This window comes from Streptomyces sp. NPDC006372 (genome assembly GCF_040612515.1).
Classification (GTDB): Bacteria; Actinomycetota; Actinomycetes; order Streptomycetales; family Streptomycetaceae; genus Streptomyces.
The window spans coordinates 100,176-116,559 of sequence record NZ_JBEXQJ010000018.1; the positions used below are offsets into that span (position 1 = coordinate 100,176).

The following is a 16,384-nucleotide window of genomic DNA, read 5'->3' on the forward strand; positions in this document are numbered from 1 at the left end:
GCGGGCGACAAGCTCGATGTCCTGCGTGATGCGGGCGCAAGGGTGAGCACCGCGACGGTCGTGGAACGGCAGTCGACCCGGGAGGAGTTGAGCGAGGGCGTCGTGAAGGGGTACGTGTCCCGGCTCGTGGTCTCCGTGCCCGGTGGTGGGGAACGGCTGACCGTGCGCGGGGCTTACACGTACGAGAAGCCCGGCAAAGGCGCCGAGGTCGACGTTCTGTGGGCCAGGTCCGACCCCGGTCTCGGCGGGTACATCAACGAGAGCAAGGACCTGCCCACGCTCGCCGAGAACCGCTGGAACGCCTTTCAGGACGACGAGTTGGGCACGGGATCGCTGATCGCCTTTATCGTCGTCGGGGTTCTGGGGCTGGAGCCCGTTGATGCTGGGGATGCAGCCGAACGTTCCGCAGGTGATCGTCGCCGTTGGCAGCTCCTGTCTCGTCCTGCTGGGGTACGTCCTCACCTCACTCCGCGGCTTCGGCTGATGAACGGCCTCCTGCCGCGGAGTGAGGCGACGGCAGGCTCTCAGTGGTCGGTGGTGACGAGGTCTTCGAGTTGGTGGGCCAGGTCGGCGTTCGGCTGCGGGATGGGGCCGAAGCCGTCGATGCGGTCGACGTCCAGGTCATCCACGGCGTCCTTGACGGCGTCTTCTGGAACGGCGGCCGCGTTGTCGGGCAGGGCGAGGAAAACGGTCAGCGCGCCGTCGGGACCGGCGGCGCTGGTGGTGGTGTCGACGACCTCGTGTGGGACGGGCGCGTACTGGCAGGGTTCGTGTTCCAGGGTTTCGATCTGCCTCGCCCAGTACTTCGCGTCCCGCCATTCGCCGCGGCGCAGGTGCATGAGGTAAAGGCAGATGGCGCCGGTGGCCTGGCCCCCACCGGCGGCGAACTGGAGCCAGAACTGGGCGCCTTCCTCTCGGTCGGCCAGGAGCAGGAGGCTGGCGAAGGCCAAGGCGCCGCCAGGGTCGCGGGCGGTGTCGAAGCGGGCGATGCGGCGGGCGGCGTCGGTGTCGTGGAGGATGCCCTGACACAGGGCGCGCAGTTCGTGTGCGGCCCGCTCGTGCAGCAGCAGCGCATGCCGGCGCGGCCGCCGCGTGGTGGCAGGAGGCTCGGCAAGGGCCTGCATCCAGCGCATCTCGTGGAGCTGGTCGCTGATCCGGCGACGGGAGGCCTCCCGGTGGGCGGGTGTGTAGGTCTCCTGGTCGACTATGCGGGCGCGTGCCAGGGCTTCCTGCAGGGTGCGCGGCTGGGGCGGGCGCATCGGGGTCTCACTCCTCATCGTCGGTGTCCTCACCGAGTTCCAGGCCCAGGTCGGCGGACAGGCGGCGTTTGGCGGCGCGGCGGGTGGAGCGCACGGTGGCCTCGCAGACGCCCATGACCAGAGCGGTCTTCCTGGTGGGGAAGCCGAGGGCGTACTGCAGGACCATGACATCGAACTGGCGCTCCGGCAGGCGGGCCATTGCCGCATACAGGCCCATGCCCTCTTCGAGTTCGGTGACTTGTGCGCGGAATATGGCGCGGAAGCTGCCCAGGATGGGGTCACAGGCCGCGCGTATCGCGCGTTCGAACGCCAGGGTCTCCAGCGCTGCCGGTTGGCGGCCCCGGTCTTCGAGTTCGGCTGCCACGCGCTCCTTGAGCAGCGTCCAGGCGAACGCCTCGGGGGTCTCCTGGGTGGTGACGTCCTTCCAGATGACGGCCAGGAACACGAATGTCTGGTCGACCAGCCGGTCGGCGGCGACCTGGTCGCCTAACTGTACGAAGGCGTACTCGAAGTAGGCCTGGTGGTAGAGCTCGTGGAACGCCCAGAAGGCCGGCGGCATCAGGTCGCTGGAGTCCTGCAGCGCCTGTTCCCTGTCGTCCGGAGACTGTCCGGTCATCGGCTTCCTCCCGCCTCGTCCAGGCGTGCCGCGTCGGGGCGTACGGCCGGCTGGTGCTGGGCGATGAGGCTTTCCGCACCGAGGCGGACACCGGCGCGCAGAAGGCGCCGTGTACCGGCGCGCACGTCGGGCGCGAACGCCCTCGCCGCGGCGGCCGAGGCCAGCACGAGGCTGGCAACGTCGTCCAGTGTCACGGTGGATCCCTTGATCTCGTGCAGCACCGGGCGCCTCCCCGCGTTCTGAACTACCGGTGCCTGGAGCCTCGTTGCTCCTGAAGGCAGCAAACAACCCCGCACCGCCGGTTCGTGCAGAACACCCCACCACCACTTTTTAACGGAGAGTAACTTTCCGTTTACAGCAAATGCGTACACTCATTCGCACCATCGCCCGCTGCAATACGCCACCCCGAGCGCCACCCCACTACCTGCGGCGCTTCGGGATGCGCCAACATCCGCCATGATTTGCGCAAACATGCCACGAACGTGCGCTTGCGTGACTGTGACCCAACTCACTACATCTGCCTGAACCTGAATCGCCCCTCACTCGTGCATCAGCCCCTCACAAACGATGCACGGCGCCAGGGGTGAACATGGCTTCGCGTTGCCGCCGGTCGTTGCGGAACCAAGTTCGGGATCTTGAGAGCACGAGCAGCCCATGGCAGGCTCATGCCGCGTGATCGATGAATTCGCGAAAAACAACCTGCACGGGAGACTGCGGCGGGACCGCGAGGCGCTGCTCTGGAAACTCGACGGCTTGTCCGAGTATGACGCCCGCCGACCTTTGACAGCGACCGGGACGAACCTCCTCGGCCTGGTCAAACACGTGGCCACCGTCGAGGCCAGGTACCTCGGCGAGGTATTCGACCGCCCTTCCCCAGAACCGCTGCCCCTGTGGCAGGACTACGACGGCAGCGATCTGTGGGCGACCGAGGACGAGACCCGCGATCAGATCATCGGGTTCTACCGGCGCACGTGGGAACACTCGGACGCGACGATCAACGAGCTTCCCCTCGACGCCCCCGGCCACGTGCCGTGGTGGCCGGAGCCTTATCCCAACACGAACCTGTTCGCCATCATGGTCCATGTCCTCGGCGAGTCCATCCGGCATGCCGGGCACGCCGATATCCTGCGCGAGGGCCTCGACGGCCGGACCGGGGTGCGCGCCGAAAACGAGCAGCAGATCGACGAGCAAGCCCGTGCAGCCTACTGCGCGAAGATCGAGCAGGCCGCACGGTCAGCCGCACACATCAACGCTTAGAAGGTGTCAGGCCGGCGGTCTCACGTGACTTGATGTTCGTGCGGCGGAAGGGGCGGACCCGCCGGCCGGCCCTCAGGAAGCCAGGTCGATCCTGTCCCGCCATGCGCCGCTCGCGGCGGTGCTGACGGACTTCTACGTCAAGATCCAAGACGAGAGCAGGGAGATTCCGTACCCGGTGGAGACGCTGCGCAGGGCCTGCCACGCGGATCAGTCATTGCTCAATTCCCCAAGGTCTGAGGGGCCTTGAGGGTCATGGGTTGTGGGACAGGCGCGTGGCGGTTTCGAGGAGCAAGGCGTGTACGAACGCCTGTGGCAGGTTGCCCCGGAGCTGGCGCTGGGCGATGTCGAACTCTTCCGCGTACAGGCCCGATGCACCGCAGGCCCCGCGGTTGCGTTCGAACCAGCGGTGCGCGGCCACGGCGTGACCTTGCTGGTGCTCGGCCATGGCCATGACGAACCCGCAGAGCAGGAACGCTCCTTCGGCCTCCTCCAGAGGCCTGTCGTCGTGGCGGAAGCGGTAGGCGAAGTGGTCCTGCGTCAGCTCGCGACGGCATGCGCTGAGCGTGGCGCGGGTGCGCCTGTCGTCGGGGGGCAGTGCCCCGCGTACGAGCGGGAGCAGCAAGGCCACGTCCACGTCGGGGTCCTTGGGGGCGCGTTGCCAGTGCCCCTGTGGGTGCAGGCAGGTCGCCGAGGTGGCGGCGAGCAGGGTGTCGGCGAGCCGGGTACAGGTGCCGGCGAGGGGATGGCGGGGTGCCGCGGTGGCGATGGCCCGTAGACCGGCGACGCAGATGAGCCGGCTGTGGCTCCATGTCCTGTCATCCAGTTCCCAGATGCCGGCGTCGGGTTGCTGCCGGCGTTCGGCGATGGCGCGTACGGCGATGGCGACGGCTTGCCAGGCGGTGTCGTCGAGGCGGCCCTGGCGCTCCGCCGCGGCGAACAGGAGCAGGCACTCGCCGAAGCAGTCGAGCTGGAACTGTTCGCGGACGTGGTTGCCGATGCGATCGAACCCCCCTGGGTAGCCGGGGAGGTCGAGTTCCTGCTGGCTGGGGACATCGGTGCCGTGCACGGTGTAGGCGGGGGCCAGACGCGGGCCGTCCGTGTGCAGCCGCTCGGTGACGAAGCGGACGGCGGTGTCGAGCAGCTCGGGGGCGCCCGCAGCGGCCGCGGCCTGCCCGGCGAAGCTCTGGTCGCGGATCCACACGTACCGGTAGTCGTAGTTGCGGCCTTCTTCCGCACGCTCCGGCAGGCTGGTGGTCGCGGCCGCGACCATTCCGCCGCCGTGCGAGGTCAGACCGCGCAGCACGGCGTAGCCGCGTCGCGCGTCCACGGGGGCGATGGTGTCGGTGAGCGGAGGTACCGTCCGCTGCCATGCGGCTTCGGTGGCGGACCAGGTCTGCTCGGCCTCCGGAAGCTCGCGGGGCAAGGGGGAATGGGAGCATTCGAGGACGAGGTCGTGGCGTTCGCCCTGCTCGAGTTCGATGTCGGCGACGAGTCCGCGTTCACCAGGGACGGCGAACGGTGCTCCCTGCCAGCGCAGGTGGTGAGCGCCGCTGCGCAGGTCCCACACACCGTCGTCGCGCCGCCGGACGGAGGAGAGCGGCTCACGGCCGTATCCGCCGTGCGGGTCGAGGACGACGGACAGGCGGGCGGGGCCGTCGACGGCGCGGAGCTGCCGCAGCAGGACGAGCCGGCCCGCTTCGCCGGGGAAGGCGAGGGCCTCGCGGCATTCCACGATGCCGTCGACGGTGACCCAGCGGCTGCGCCAGATGAGGGTGCCGTCCTCGTAGTAGCCGCCGAAGACATGTGTGGCGCGCGGGGTGACGGCGTAGACGCCCCTTCCGCCGATGAGGGAGGCGAAGACCGCGTCGTCGTGCCAGGTGGGCGCGCACAGCCAGCCGATGGCGCCGTCCGGTCCGATCAGCGCGCCGCGCTCCCCGTCGGCCAGCAGCGCGTAGTCGTGCAGCGCATGGGGCGGGAAGGATGTGCTCATGGGTGGTGTCCTCCGATTCAGCTCACCCGGTACTGCCGTGCTCGCTCGGTGTTCAAGGTCAGGCCCAGGCCGGGCTCGGCGACGCTGCCGGGGGTGATGCTGCCGCCGCCGGGGTCGAGCACGCCGTCGAACAGGGTGCGTTCCATGCGGACGTGGTCGTGGAACCACTCCAGATGGCGCAGGTTGGGTACCGCTGCCGCGGCGTGGACGTGAGCGTGCGGGGCGCAGTGGCCGGAGACGTCCAGGCCGCGGCTCTGGGCGAGGGCGGCGACGCGCAGCCAGACGGTGATGCCGCCGCACCGGGTGATGTCGGCTTGCAGGCAGTCCACCGCGCCCGCGGCGAGCATGTGCTCGAAGTACGGGAGGGTGTAGCCGTACTCGCCGGCGGTGACGTCGGCCGTGACGTGGTCGCGGATGCGGGCGAGGAGGGCGAGGTGGTCGGAGGAGACGGGTTCCTCGAACCAGGTCACCCCCTCGTCGGCCAGCGCGTCGGCGACGCGGACGGCCTGTTTGGCGCCGTAGGCTCCGTTGGCGTCCACGTACAGCGCGGGCTCGTCGCCGATGCTCGCGCGGGCTTCGGCGACTCGCCGCAGGTCGCGTTCCTCGCACTGCCCCCACGATTCACCGATCTTGATCTTGACGCGGGGTATGCCTTCCTCCTCCGCCCAGCCGCGCAGTTGGCGGTCCTGCCGATCGGCGTCGTAGGTGGTGAACCCCCCGCTTCCGTAGATCGGCACGTCCCGGCGGGCGGTGCCCAGCAGATCGACGAGGGGCAGGTCCAGCAGGCGGGCTTTGCAGTCCCACAGTGCGATGTCCACGGCGGCGATCGCCTGCGCGGCGACGCCGGGCAGCCCGGCGTTGCGCACGGCGCGGTGCATGGCCTCGTTCAGGCGCGGCACGTCGAGGACGGGGCTGCCGACGACGATGCCGGCGAGCAGGTCGTCGATGATCCGGGCCGCGGCTGCCGGGGCGTAGGTGTAGCCGATCCCGGTGACCGGGCCGCACCGCACGGTCGCCAGAACGAGCGTGGTGCTGTCCCAGCTCAGGGTGCCGTCCGCCTCCGGCGCGTCGGTCGGCATCGTGTAGACGGCGGTGTCGACCCGCTCCGCGACCTCGTTCCGCGTCACTGCGCCTCTCCGGTACCGGGCCGGTCCTCGCGGTGCCGTTTGCCGGGCAGCATCTCCTGGACCTTGGCCTTGAAGCCCTGGCGGACCATGGCGGCCCGGTCGCTGTCGCCCTTGAGTACGGAGGCCGCCGCGGCCTCGATCTGGTCGAGGGACGCGTGCGGCGGGATGGGCGGCACGGCCGGGTCGGTGCGGAAGTCGAGGACGAAGGGCCGGTCGGAGGCCAGTGCCGCCTCCCAGGCGCTCTGTACGTCCTGCGGCTTCTCCACCCGCATCCCGTTCAGGCCCACCGAGCGGGCGAAGTCGGCGTAGGCCACGTCCGGCAGGGACTGCGAGGGCAGGAACTGGGGCGCGCCGGACATGGCCCGCATCTCCCAGGTGACCTGGTTGAGGTCCTGGTTGTTGAGCACGGCCACCACCAGGCGCGGGTCTTCCCACTGCTGCCAGTACTTGGCGATGGTGATCAGCTCGGCGAGGCCGTTCATCTGCATCGCTCCGTCGCCGACGAGCGCGATCGCCGGCCGGTCGCCGTGTGCGAACTTCGCTCCGATCACGTAGGGGACGCCGGGCCCCATGGTGGCGAGCGTGCCGGACAGCGAGCCGCGCATGCCGCCGCGCAGCCGCAGGTGGCGGGCGTACCAGTTGGCGGCGGAGCCGGAGTCGGCGGCCAGGATGACGTTCTCGGGCAGCAGGCCGTTGAGGGTGTGGGCCACGTACTCGGGGTTGATCGGGTCGGCGTCCACCGCGGCGCGCCGCTCCATGACCTCCCACCAGCGGGCGGTGCTCTGCTCGATCTTCTTGCGCCAGCCGTCCTGCTCGGCCTGCCGCAGGTGCGGCAGCAGCCGCTGCAAGGTCGCGCGAGCGTCGCCGATGAGGTTGACCTCGAACGGGTAGCGCATGCCGACCATGTGCGGGTCGATGTCGATCTGCACGGCCCGGGCCTGGCCGAACTCGGGCAGGAACTGCGTGTAGGGGAAGCTGGAACCGATGACCAGCAGGGTGTCGCAGTCCTGCATCAGCTCGTACGAGGGGCGCGTGCCGAGGAGGCCGATCGCACCGGTGACATAGGGGAGGTCGTCATCGAGGGCGTCCTTGCCGAGGAGCGCCTTGGCCACACCGGCGCCCAGCCGGTCGGCGACCTCCATGACCTCTTGCCGGGCCCCGCGAGCGCCCTGCCCGATGAGAAGGGCGACCTTCTCACCGGCGTTCAGCACCTCGGCGGCGCGCTCGATGTCGGGATCGGCGGGCACCGGGGCGTAGTGGGACATGCCCAGGCTGGAGGGCACCATCTTGAAGGCGTGCCCGGGGGCGGAGTAGTCAAGTTCCTGCACGTCGGCCGGGACGATGACGGCGGTCACGGAGCGGCGTGCCATGGCGGTGCGCATGGCCCGGTCGAGCACGTTGGGCAGTTGCTCCGGAACGGTGACCATCTCGCAGTAGTCGGAGGCGACGTCCTTGTAGAGGCTCAGCAGGTCGACCTCCTGCTGGTAGGAGCCGCCCATGGCGCTGCGGTTGGTCTGCCCGACGATCGCGACGACGGGCACGTGGTCGAGCTTGGCGTCGTACAGGCCGTTGAGGAGGTGGATGGCGCCGGGCCCGGAGGTGGCGGCGCACACCCCGACGCGGCCGGAGAACTTCGCGTAGCCGACGGCTTCGAAGGCGGCCATCTCCTCGTGCCGGGCCTGGATGAACTCAGGCTTGTTCTCGGCCCGTTCCCAGGCGGCGAGCAGTCCGTTGATGCCGTCGCCCGGGTAGGCGAAGACGTGCTCGACCTCCCATTCGCGCAGACGCTGAAGGATGTAGTCGGAGACCTTCGTCGACATGGTGCTGACCTTTCCGGTGGGGCACGTGTGTCTGGTTGGTTGTCGGCTACGCCCGGCGCAGGTGGCGTGCGGCGCTGCGAGCGGCCACGGCGGCGGCCCCGGCTGTCAGGACCGCGGCGCCCGTGGTGATCGCCCAGCGGCCCGCGCGGGACGGCTCGAGCGGCCGCTGCGCCAGGCGTTCGGGATGCTCACTGGGCAGGTTTCCGTCCAGGCCCAGGGCCAGCACCTCGGCGAGGTGCAGCGCCCGGCGGCCGGTGTCACCCTGTTCGATCTGGGTGCGGCAGCTGAAGCCGTCCGCGAGGAGCAGGCTGCCGGGTGCGGCCGCGCGCACTGCCGGCAGGACACCCTGTTCCGCGACGGCCATGGAGACCTCGTGGTGGCCGCGTTCGAAGCCGAAGTTGCCGGCCAGGCCGCAGCAGCCCTCGTCCAGTACCTCGGCGTCGAGGTGAGCCCGGCGCATCAGTTCACGATCGGCGTCGTCCTTCATGATCGCGTGCTGGTGGCAGTGGGTCTGCACGACGGCCTGCCGGGACAGCGCGGGCGGCCGCCAGCCGTCGGGCGCGTGCCGCACGAGGTGTTCCGCGAACGTGCGGTACTGGCCGGCCAGACGCCGTACGTCCTGGTCGTCCGGCATCAGCTCGGGAGCGTCGGCGCGGAACACGGCGGTGCAGGAGGGTTCGAGCCCGATGACCGGGGTGCCGGCCTCGATGTAGGGCCGCAGGGTGTCGAGTGTGCGGCGCAGGATTTTCTTGGCGGTGGTCAGTTGCCCGGTGGAGATCCACGTCAGGCCGCAGCACACGGAGTCCGTGGGCACGGCGACGCGGAAGCCGGCGTCCTCCAGGACACGCACCGCCGATTTCGCGATCGAGGGGTGGAAGTAGGTGCTGAACGTGTCGGGCCACAGCACGACTGTCCGTGGATCGGCGGGGTCCGGCTCTTCCGGGGCGCGATCCCGCCACCACTGTACGAACGACTGCGGTGCGAACACCGGTGCCTGGCGGGCACCGTCCACGCCTGCCAGCCGCTTGCCGAGGCCGGCCAGTCCGGGGGCTTGCAGCGCGCTGTTGACCAGCGACGGCGCGAGCCGGGACATACGGGCCCACACCGGCAGCCAGCCCATGGAGTAGTGCGCCGCAGGGCGCAGGCGGCCGTCGTAATGGTGGGCCAGGAACTCGGCTTTGTACGTGGCCATGTCGACGCCCGTGGGGCAGTCCGACTTGCAGCCCTTGCAGGCAAGGCAGAGATCGAGGGCGTCGCGGACCTCGGTGGATCGCCAGCCGTCGGTGACCGCGGAGTCCGTGTGGCCGTCGAGCATCTCGAACAGCAGCCGGGCCCGCCCGCGCGTGGAGTGTTCCTCCTCCTTCGTGGCCCGGTAGGAGGGGCACATCACGCCGCCCTGGTGGCTGCGGCAGTTGCCGATGCCGACGCAGCGCATCACCGCGCGGGTGAAGGAGTGCTCGTCCTCCGGGTAGCCGAAGTGCGTTTCGAGGTGGGCCGGCCGCCATCCCGGTCCGAGCCGCAGCTGCCCGTCGACGGGGTTGGGGTCGACGACCTTGCCCGGGTTCATGAGGTTGTCCGGGTCGAAGAGGGCCTTCACCTCGCCGAAGGCGGACACGAGCCGTTCGCCGAACATGCGGGTGAGCAGCTCGCCCCGGGACTGGCCGTCGCCGTGTTCGCCGGACAGGGAGCCGCCGTAGGAGGCCACAAGGTCTGCGGCGCGCTCCAGGAAGCGGCGGAAGTCGGCGACGCCCTCGGCGGTCTTCAGCCCGAACGGGATGCGGGTGTGCACGCAGCCCTGTCCGAAGTGCCCGTACAGCGACGGGTGGTCGTAGTCGAACTCGGCGAACAGCTTCTTCAGGTCGCGCAGGTAGTCGCCGAGTCGCTCGGGCGGGACGGCCGAGTCCTCCCAGCCCTCCCAGGTCTCCCGGTCGTCCGGCGGGCGCGCTGTCACTCCGAGGCCTGCCTCGCGGGCCTTGAGCATCTTCTGCTCGCGTGCCGGGTCGTCGGAGAAGGCCACGGTGGGCTCCTTCTCGGAGCGGCCCAGAGCGCGCAGCAGTGCGTGCGCCTGTTCGTCGACGTCTTCCTGGCTGTCGCCGGTGAACTGCAGCATCAGCCAGCTGTCGCCGTCCGGCAGGACGTCAAGGGATTCGAGGTAGGCGTGCTCCTCCCGCATGAGCTGTGCCATTCGGCCGTCGAGGGCCTCCAACTGGCCCGGCGAGCAGTGCTTCAGGAGCTCCGGTACGTCGTCGGCGGCGGTGCAGATGTCGTCGTAGCCGAGGACCAGCAGTGACTGGTAGGGCGGCACCGGCACCAGGTCGAGTTCGGCGCGCAGCACCGTCACCAGGGTGCCCTCGCTGCCGACCAGGGCCTTGGCCAGGTCGAAGCCGTTCTCCGGCAGCAGGGAGTCCAGGTTGTAGCCCGAGACCCGGCGCGGGATCTTGGGGTATCCCTGCCGGATGTCCGCCAGGTACTCGACGACGACGCGCTCCAGACCGGTGTGGATCTCGGCCCATCGGCCGCCCTCGGCGGCGATCCGCGCCCGTTCGGCCTCGGACGTCGCCCCGACCCACATGCGGGTGCCGTCGTAGGTGAGGATCTCCAGACGGCGCACGTTGTCCACGGTCTTGCCGTACGCCTGGGCCGACGCCCCGCACGAGTTGTTGCCGATCATGCCGCCCAGTGCGCAGTGGCTGTGCGTGGACGGCTTCGGCCCGAACTGCAGACGGTGCTGGGACAGCTGCCGGTTGAGCTCGTCCAGGACGATTCCGGGTTCGACCACACAGGTGCGCGCATCGGGGTCGACCGACACCAGCGCGTGGCAGTACTTGGTCCAGTCGATGACCACCGCCGTGTTGGTCGACTGTCCCGCGAGGCTCGTGCCCCCTCCCCTGGAGAGGACGGGGGCCCTGAACCGTGCGCACACCTCCACCGCCCGCACTCCGGCGTGCACGCTGCGTGGAACGACCACGCCCAGGGGCACCTGGCGGTAGTTGCTGCCGTCCGTGGCATACGCTCCCCTGCTGCCCGCGTCGAAGCGGACCTCTCCGTCGACCGCGTCACGCAGCGCGGCCTCCAGCTCCACCACGTCGACCGACTCGTGCGGCCCGCCGGTCGAACTGCGGGTTCCATGTCGCGATGTACGAGTCATCAGGAGGACCATCCCTTGGGCCTGCCCCGCACACGAGGCGAGATCATGCGTTGACGGGCTCTTTCAGCTGGTGCGCCCGATCTTGGGCGGGTACACGCGTCCATGGGGTCCGCCGCCTTCCTTCTCGCACGCTTGGGCCGGGAACTGAGGCCCTCAGAGGACCTCCGGCCCACGCGTACCCACCATTGCATTCTGCAATGATGATTTTCGGAGGGCATTTCAGCGAGATCCGGACCTCGCGGGCTGGTCCTCCCCGTGCGTCACCCAGTGGTCGCCGCAGCGGCCCGCTGCGGCCGGAGCGTCAGCAGACGTTCGGCGTGGTGTTCCTCGTGCAGGTCGATGCTGCGCGCCTCCAGGAGGTGACGCAGGCTGAGGACGCCCTCCACCTCGGCCTGCGGGCCGCGGCCGACGATGAGCAGGCGGGTGACGCCGTGCTCGGCCATACGGTTCGCCGTGGTCCGCAGGGTCTCGTCGGGATACGCGGTGACCGCGGGCGCGGCCAGCCGGCGCAGCGGCGTGGACTCGGACGGGTCGGCGTGGAGCAGCTGGGCGCGCGTGACCACGCCGACGAGGTCGCCGTCCTCGTCGAGGACCGGGTAGAGGCGCTGGGCCAGCAGCTGTTCCGGGTCCGCCGCCTCGTGCGCGGTGCGCAGCAGGGCGGTGGCCGAGCCCGACGTCTGGTCCGCGCGGAAGCTGACCGCTATCGCTGTCTCCAGCTGCCGGACGAGGTGGACTTCGAGCGGGTCGACGGAGTATTCGCGTGTCAGGTGCAGGCCGCGCCGGGCGAGCTTCTCGGTCAGCACTGATCTCTTGAGGAGCGTGACGGACAGCAGATACGCCGCGGAGGCAGTGATCACCATGGGTAGCAGGGCGTTGATCTCGTGGGTGAGTTCCAGGCAGAACAGAAGTAGACGAGCGCGGTGGCACCCAGCGCCAGCAGGCCGGCGACGATTCCGGAGACGACGCACAGGCCGTAGGCGGACGCGTCGATGTGTGCGGGGACGTGGGCACCCCCGAAAAGCGGCTCACCACCCAGGAGCGGGCCGCGGACCAGCGTCGCGGTGACGGCGGCGACGGCCACGGGCAGATAGGAACGCGGCCGCCACTCGAACAGCAGGAGTTCCACGGCCAGGAGGATGGAAGCCAGCGGCGCGTTGAAGGTGGCCGCCATGCCCGCCGCCGAACCGGCGACCAGCAGCGCCTTGCGTTCGTCGGTGGTGACCCGGAGGAACTGTGCCAGGAGCGAGCCGACCGCGCCGCCCGTCATGATGATGGGCCCCTCGGCGCCGAACGGGCCGCCCGTGCCGATGGAGATCGCAGCGGACGTCGGCTTGAGCACGGCGACCCGCGGCTGCACCCTGCTGCCCCCGACCAGGATCGACTCGATAGCCTCCGGCATGCCGTGGCCGCGGATCTTGTCCGAGCCGTACCGCGCCATGACTCCGATGACCAGCCCTCCGACCACCGGCATGACCAACAGCAGCCATCGGTGCGCCGTGTCGCCCGGCACCGCTTCGCCGAAGCCCGCGCGGCCGTGGAAGCTCAGGTTGGTGATCAGGGCGATGAGCTTGAGCAGCCCGACGGCCACCAACGCCGCGATCGCGCCGATCGGCACCGCCAGCGCGGTGATCGCCACGACACGGGGCGGGACGTGGAAGTCACCGAGGTGGGGGATCTTGACCGGCCCGTGCGGCCGTGGGGGCCCGGAAGGCGATGGCCGGGACGGGGCTTCTCGTCTGTCAGGGCGGGGCGAGGGCACAGTCGAAGTCTCCTGGGTGCGGTGGGTACGGGGGACAGGGGAATTGCTGCCACCGCTATGAGGGCATGGCCGGACTCAGACACGTGGGTCACGGGGAAGCACAGGCGGGCGCCGCACGCGGCAGCGAGGGGCGGGCGACGCTGCCCGCGAAGGGGGACGGAGTGGGCGGATCAGTGCCAGGGATGAATGCGGCCGTCGCTCTCGCGCGCGGGTGGATGCGCGTCGTCACGCATCCGCACAGAGCCGCGGCGTCAGTCGGACCAGGGACGGGCGGATCGCACCCGGCCGGGCCGCAGGATCCGGATGCGGTGTCCGAGGCACACCCGGCACTTGTTCTCGGTCAGCGGTGAAGGGACCTTGGAGCCCTTCCGGTAGTAGTCCGCGTGCGGGCGGCCCTGACGGTCGAGGGAGTGGCGGATCTCGTAGGAGCCCTCCCAGGCATGTCCACAGCGCAGGCACACGAACGAATAAGCTTCGTATATCGGTTCGGTCTTCAATGTCATCACGCCCTTGTCGCCGGAAACCGGCATGCCCGCGCGGTTCCGGCTTCGTCGCATTCACCCTAACATTGCACTGTGCAATGGTTGCAGGGGTGAAGGCGACGTACCGGATCGCAAGATCATCGGATGGAGAGGTGGACCGCACACCATGACGCGGCAGGATCCCGATCGGCCCCAGCCCCCCGGTGAACCGCCCTCCCGCGCGGATCTCGACCGGGAGGCGGAGGAGGTCACCCTCGCCGTCATGACGGCGTCCAGGCTGCTCGTCGCCGTGTCCGCCCGCGCCCTCGCGTCCACCGACGGCACTCTGACCTTGCCCCAGTTGCGCGCTTTGGTGGTGCTTGACACCTGCGGGCCCGTCAAGCTCGCCGCCATGGCCGCGACCCTGGGTGTCAATCCCTCCACCGCACTGCGGATGGTCGAACGCCTGGAGTCCGCCGGCCTCATCGACCGCAGGACCAACCCCGCCAACCGGCGCGAGGTGATCCTGAGCCTCACGCCCGCCGGAAGGGACCTGGTGGAGCGCGTCCTCGCACACCGGCGCACCGAGATCCGCGCTCTCGTGCAGCGGCTGCCCGCCGAAGCGCGTGCCGGGCTCGTGCCCGCCCTGAAGGCGCTCACCGAGGCGGCACACGAGATGGCAGTGGACCCGTTCGACGAGACGCGTCGCGTCGGCGGCCTCTTCGACGACCCGCTCAGCCCGGCCCCACCGGACGCCCCGCAGGGAGGGCGTCGTCGGCCGGCGGACAGAGCCTCCTGAACCTGGCGCGTGAAGTGCGCGCCCCCTGCGTGGACGGCCCGCCGCCCTCCCATCTCGGGCTCGAGGACCTGCTTGGGGCCCTCATGCCGTGGTCAGGGGCTGTGCGTGGGCGATGAGCAGGGCGACGTCGTCATGGTCAGCGGGCTTCCGGAGGCGCCACAGGAGCCGGTCGCAGGTCTCCTCCGCTGAGCGGAAGGGCTGCGAGAGCAGGTGCAGGAGATCGTCCAGGCGTTGCACGGACGCTCGCGGCCTCTTGCCGACGGCTACCCGTACCGCGAGCAGTACGTGCGCTCATCGGCGACATCGTCGCGGCCGTTCGCACCGCATGGCGGCGTCAGGAGACGGCAGCCTCGTCGACCGTGTCCCGAATCTCCAGGAGGTTGTCGACTCCGGTGATCTCGCAGAGCCGCTGAAGCTGTGGTGACGGTGCGACCACGCGCAGGGTCCCCGTTTGGTGGGTCAGGATCAGCAGGTTCAGCAGCGTCGAGTCGGCGAACGTGACGCCGGAGGCGTCCAGAATCACCTTCGGGTGCTTCTTCGCCGCGGTACCCAGTGCCTCGGCCAACGGCGTGATCGACTGCATGTCGTAGGAGCCGTGGGCCGCGACGACCCAGGACCCGCGCCATGCGTACTGATGCGGCGCAGGCACCGCCGAAACACGTTCAGCGGCCTGTTCCGGCACCAGCTTCCCGGCCGTGTCGCTCGTGAGCGTCGGCATGACGACCTCGTCCGAGGGCACCCTTGCACTCCTTCTGTGGCTCTCCCGCGAGGGAGCATGTCATTCGTTACCGGAAAAGTATGTCATGTATCTGCGTTCCTGCAACGCCGCCCCTTAAAATGCCTGCCATGGTTGGAGTGCCCGAATCTCACACCGGATGGACGTTCATCACCAGCCACGCGCGCGTACTGGCGGCCATCGCCGACAACCCGAACGTCCGAGTCCGTGACATCGCTGCCCGCTGCCGGCTCACGGAGCGCGCCGTCGCGCGGATCATCTCCGACCTCGAGCAGGACGGTTACCTCTCGCACACCCGGGACGGGCGCACGAACACCTACCGCATCGAACCGGACAAGGTGCTGCGTCACCCGGCCGAAGCCGGCCTGCCCGTGGCCTCCCTGCTGTCGCTGCTCGTCCAGGACGAGACCGAACGCGACAAGAAGGACGAGACGCCGAACGTGGCACCTCCCCCCCTCGGCCCACTTCTGACCCGCGTCGGCAGTGCGTTGCCGCGCCGGCCGGCAGCGCCGGCGGTCAGGCCGCTGAACAGGACAAACAGGAGCCTGGGCGGTCCACTAGCCGCTGCGCGGGACATTTTCAATGCACGACACGCCAGCGGCAGTGTGAAAGGGCGTCAGCCCGGTCCCCCGGGCGGCTTAATTGTGTGATCAAGTGACTTTCACTGAAGCATTTCTGATGGGTCGTCATGAGCGCGACGCACGGCTTTCGAACACCCGGTCGGCCCACTTCTGTCGCCCCTTCAGGAATTCCTGAGGTGGCGACAGAAATGGACATGAGTATGTTCGATCTTGGTCGGCGAATCAGCTGACATCCCTGAGAGATGGAGAAGTGGAATGCCTGAGAAAAGGAAAAGCGGAATGCGCGGGCGTACCGTTGTCGCGATCGCTCTGTCCGTGGGCATCGCAGTCCTGGCTGCAACCGGTGTGAACTACGCCTCGGCTTCCAGCTCCGTCCCGGAGTCCGCCCCGTCGGTGCAGAACGCCGACGCCTCCGCTCCCCTCGGAGGCGACGGCGGCGGCCAGACGAACTTCGACCACCGCAGGAACAACAATGACGATGGGCGGGTCTTCGTCAACGAGCGAACGTATTCGGCGGACCCGGGTGTGTGCACCGCTGTGATCAGCAGTCCCGCCACCAGCTTCAACGTACGGAACGAGAGCGACAAGACCATCGAATTCTTCACCGGGATCACCTGCGACAATGGCGCCGCCATCGCGACGATCGGGCCCCGGAACTCCAGCAGCGTCATCCCCGGCACGACGGTGTTCGACGGCGCCGTGGTGCCGTTCGCGCTGGTCGGCAGCTTCCGAGCAGTCGACAACAAGCACCACTGACCCCCTGCGGGGACCAAGGGCAGCGACCAGCCTGCCCATGTGGCACGTGGACCCCGGCCCGCCGCAAAACGGGCC

Annotated in this window: 15 protein-coding genes and 1 pseudogene; 4 read left to right on the forward strand and 12 right to left on the reverse strand. The window is 69.5% G+C overall.

Going from position 1 to position 16,384, the window contains the following annotated elements; translation table 11 throughout:
- Positions 1-524: 524 nt before the first annotated feature.
- The 3 genes from ABZ016_RS25000 to ABZ016_RS25010 are packed head-to-tail and all read right to left on the reverse strand — an operon-like array spanning position 525 to position 2,096.
- Positions 525-1,277 (reverse strand): hypothetical protein, encoded by a 753-nt coding sequence (locus tag ABZ016_RS25000; protein ID WP_356918905.1) that lies wholly within the window; start codon positions 1,275-1,277, stop codon positions 525-527.
- Complete coding sequence (locus ABZ016_RS25005; RefSeq protein ID WP_356918906.1) at positions 1,267-1,875, reverse strand: sigma-70 family RNA polymerase sigma factor; 609 nt, start codon at positions 1,873-1,875, stop codon at positions 1,267-1,269. The genes ABZ016_RS25000 and ABZ016_RS25005 overlap by 11 nt, the downstream gene beginning before the upstream one ends.
- Entirely contained in the window at positions 1,872-2,096 is a 225-nt protein-coding gene (locus ABZ016_RS25010) for a hypothetical protein (protein WP_356918907.1), read from the reverse strand. The genes ABZ016_RS25005 and ABZ016_RS25010 overlap by 4 nt, the downstream gene beginning before the upstream one ends.
- A gap of 451 nt (positions 2,097-2,547) precedes the next feature.
- On the opposite strand from ABZ016_RS25010, the gene ABZ016_RS25015 reads away from it, so the two are divergent.
- The gene (locus ABZ016_RS25015) at positions 2,548-3,132 is read left to right on the forward strand and encodes a DinB family protein (RefSeq protein WP_356918908.1); all 585 of its coding nucleotides are present in this window, start codon (positions 2,548-2,550) and stop codon (positions 3,130-3,132) included.
- A gap of 250 nt (positions 3,133-3,382) precedes the next feature.
- On the opposite strand, the gene ABZ016_RS25020 is transcribed toward ABZ016_RS25015, so the two are convergent.
- The 7 genes from ABZ016_RS25020 to ABZ016_RS25050 all read right to left on the reverse strand — a co-directional run bounded on the left by ABZ016_RS25020 (position 3,383) and on the right by ABZ016_RS25050 (position 13,506).
- On the reverse strand, positions 3,383-5,122 hold the full coding sequence (locus ABZ016_RS25020; protein ID WP_356918909.1) for a glycoside hydrolase family 15 protein: 1,740 nt from the start codon (positions 5,120-5,122) through the stop codon (positions 3,383-3,385).
- 17 nt (positions 5,123-5,139) lie between these two features.
- Positions 5,140-6,201 (reverse strand): enolase C-terminal domain-like protein, encoded by a 1,062-nt coding sequence (locus ABZ016_RS25025; RefSeq protein WP_356918962.1) that lies wholly within the window; start codon positions 6,199-6,201, stop codon positions 5,140-5,142.
- Positions 6,202-6,245: 44 nt separating this feature from the next.
- Positions 6,246-8,069 (reverse strand): thiamine pyrophosphate-requiring protein, encoded by a 1,824-nt coding sequence (locus ABZ016_RS25030; RefSeq protein ID WP_356918910.1) that lies wholly within the window; start codon positions 8,067-8,069, stop codon positions 6,246-6,248.
- Positions 8,070-8,115: 46 nt separating this feature from the next.
- Positions 8,116-11,217 (reverse strand): FAD-linked oxidase C-terminal domain-containing protein, encoded by a 3,102-nt coding sequence (locus tag ABZ016_RS25035; protein WP_356918911.1) that lies wholly within the window; start codon positions 11,215-11,217, stop codon positions 8,116-8,118.
- Between the two features lie 260 nt (positions 11,218-11,477).
- Complete coding sequence (locus ABZ016_RS25040; RefSeq protein ID WP_356918912.1) at positions 11,478-12,077, reverse strand: CBS domain-containing protein; 600 nt, start codon at positions 12,075-12,077, stop codon at positions 11,478-11,480.
- On the reverse strand, positions 12,071-12,853 hold the full coding sequence (locus ABZ016_RS25045) for a chloride channel protein (protein WP_356918914.1): 783 nt from the start codon (positions 12,851-12,853) through the stop codon (positions 12,071-12,073). Before ABZ016_RS25045 ends, ABZ016_RS25040 begins: the two co-directional genes overlap by 7 nt.
- Before the next feature lie 374 nt (positions 12,854-13,227).
- On the reverse strand, positions 13,228-13,506 hold the full coding sequence (locus ABZ016_RS25050) for a hypothetical protein (RefSeq protein WP_356918915.1): 279 nt from the start codon (positions 13,504-13,506) through the stop codon (positions 13,228-13,230).
- A gap of 118 nt (positions 13,507-13,624) precedes the next feature.
- On the opposite strand from ABZ016_RS25050, the gene ABZ016_RS25055 reads away from it, so the two are divergent.
- A complete protein-coding gene (locus ABZ016_RS25055; RefSeq protein WP_356918916.1) occupies positions 13,625-14,236 on the forward strand; it encodes a MarR family transcriptional regulator in 612 nt (203 codons plus the stop codon).
- An 81-nt stretch (positions 14,237-14,317) separates the two neighbouring features.
- On the opposite strand, the gene ABZ016_RS25060 is transcribed toward ABZ016_RS25055, so the two are convergent.
- Together ABZ016_RS25060 and ABZ016_RS25065 are read right to left on the reverse strand one after the other, a co-directional pair.
- Positions 14,318-14,473: a hypothetical protein gene (locus ABZ016_RS25060; RefSeq protein WP_356918965.1), complete on the reverse strand. Its 156-nt coding sequence runs from the start codon at positions 14,471-14,473 to the stop codon at positions 14,318-14,320.
- A gap of 97 nt (positions 14,474-14,570) precedes the next feature.
- Complete coding sequence (locus ABZ016_RS25065; protein ID WP_356918917.1) at positions 14,571-14,975, reverse strand: STAS domain-containing protein; 405 nt, start codon at positions 14,973-14,975, stop codon at positions 14,571-14,573.
- A 107-nt stretch (positions 14,976-15,082) separates the two neighbouring features.
- Here ABZ016_RS25065 and ABZ016_RS25070 point away from each other — a divergent pair.
- A pseudogene (locus ABZ016_RS25070) lies at positions 15,083-15,388 on the forward strand (helix-turn-helix domain-containing protein); the annotation flags it as partial.
- A gap of 444 nt (positions 15,389-15,832) precedes the next feature.
- Positions 15,833-16,309 (forward strand): hypothetical protein, encoded by a 477-nt coding sequence (locus tag ABZ016_RS25075; protein ID WP_356918918.1) that lies wholly within the window; start codon positions 15,833-15,835, stop codon positions 16,307-16,309.
- Positions 16,310-16,384 lie beyond the last annotated feature (75 nt).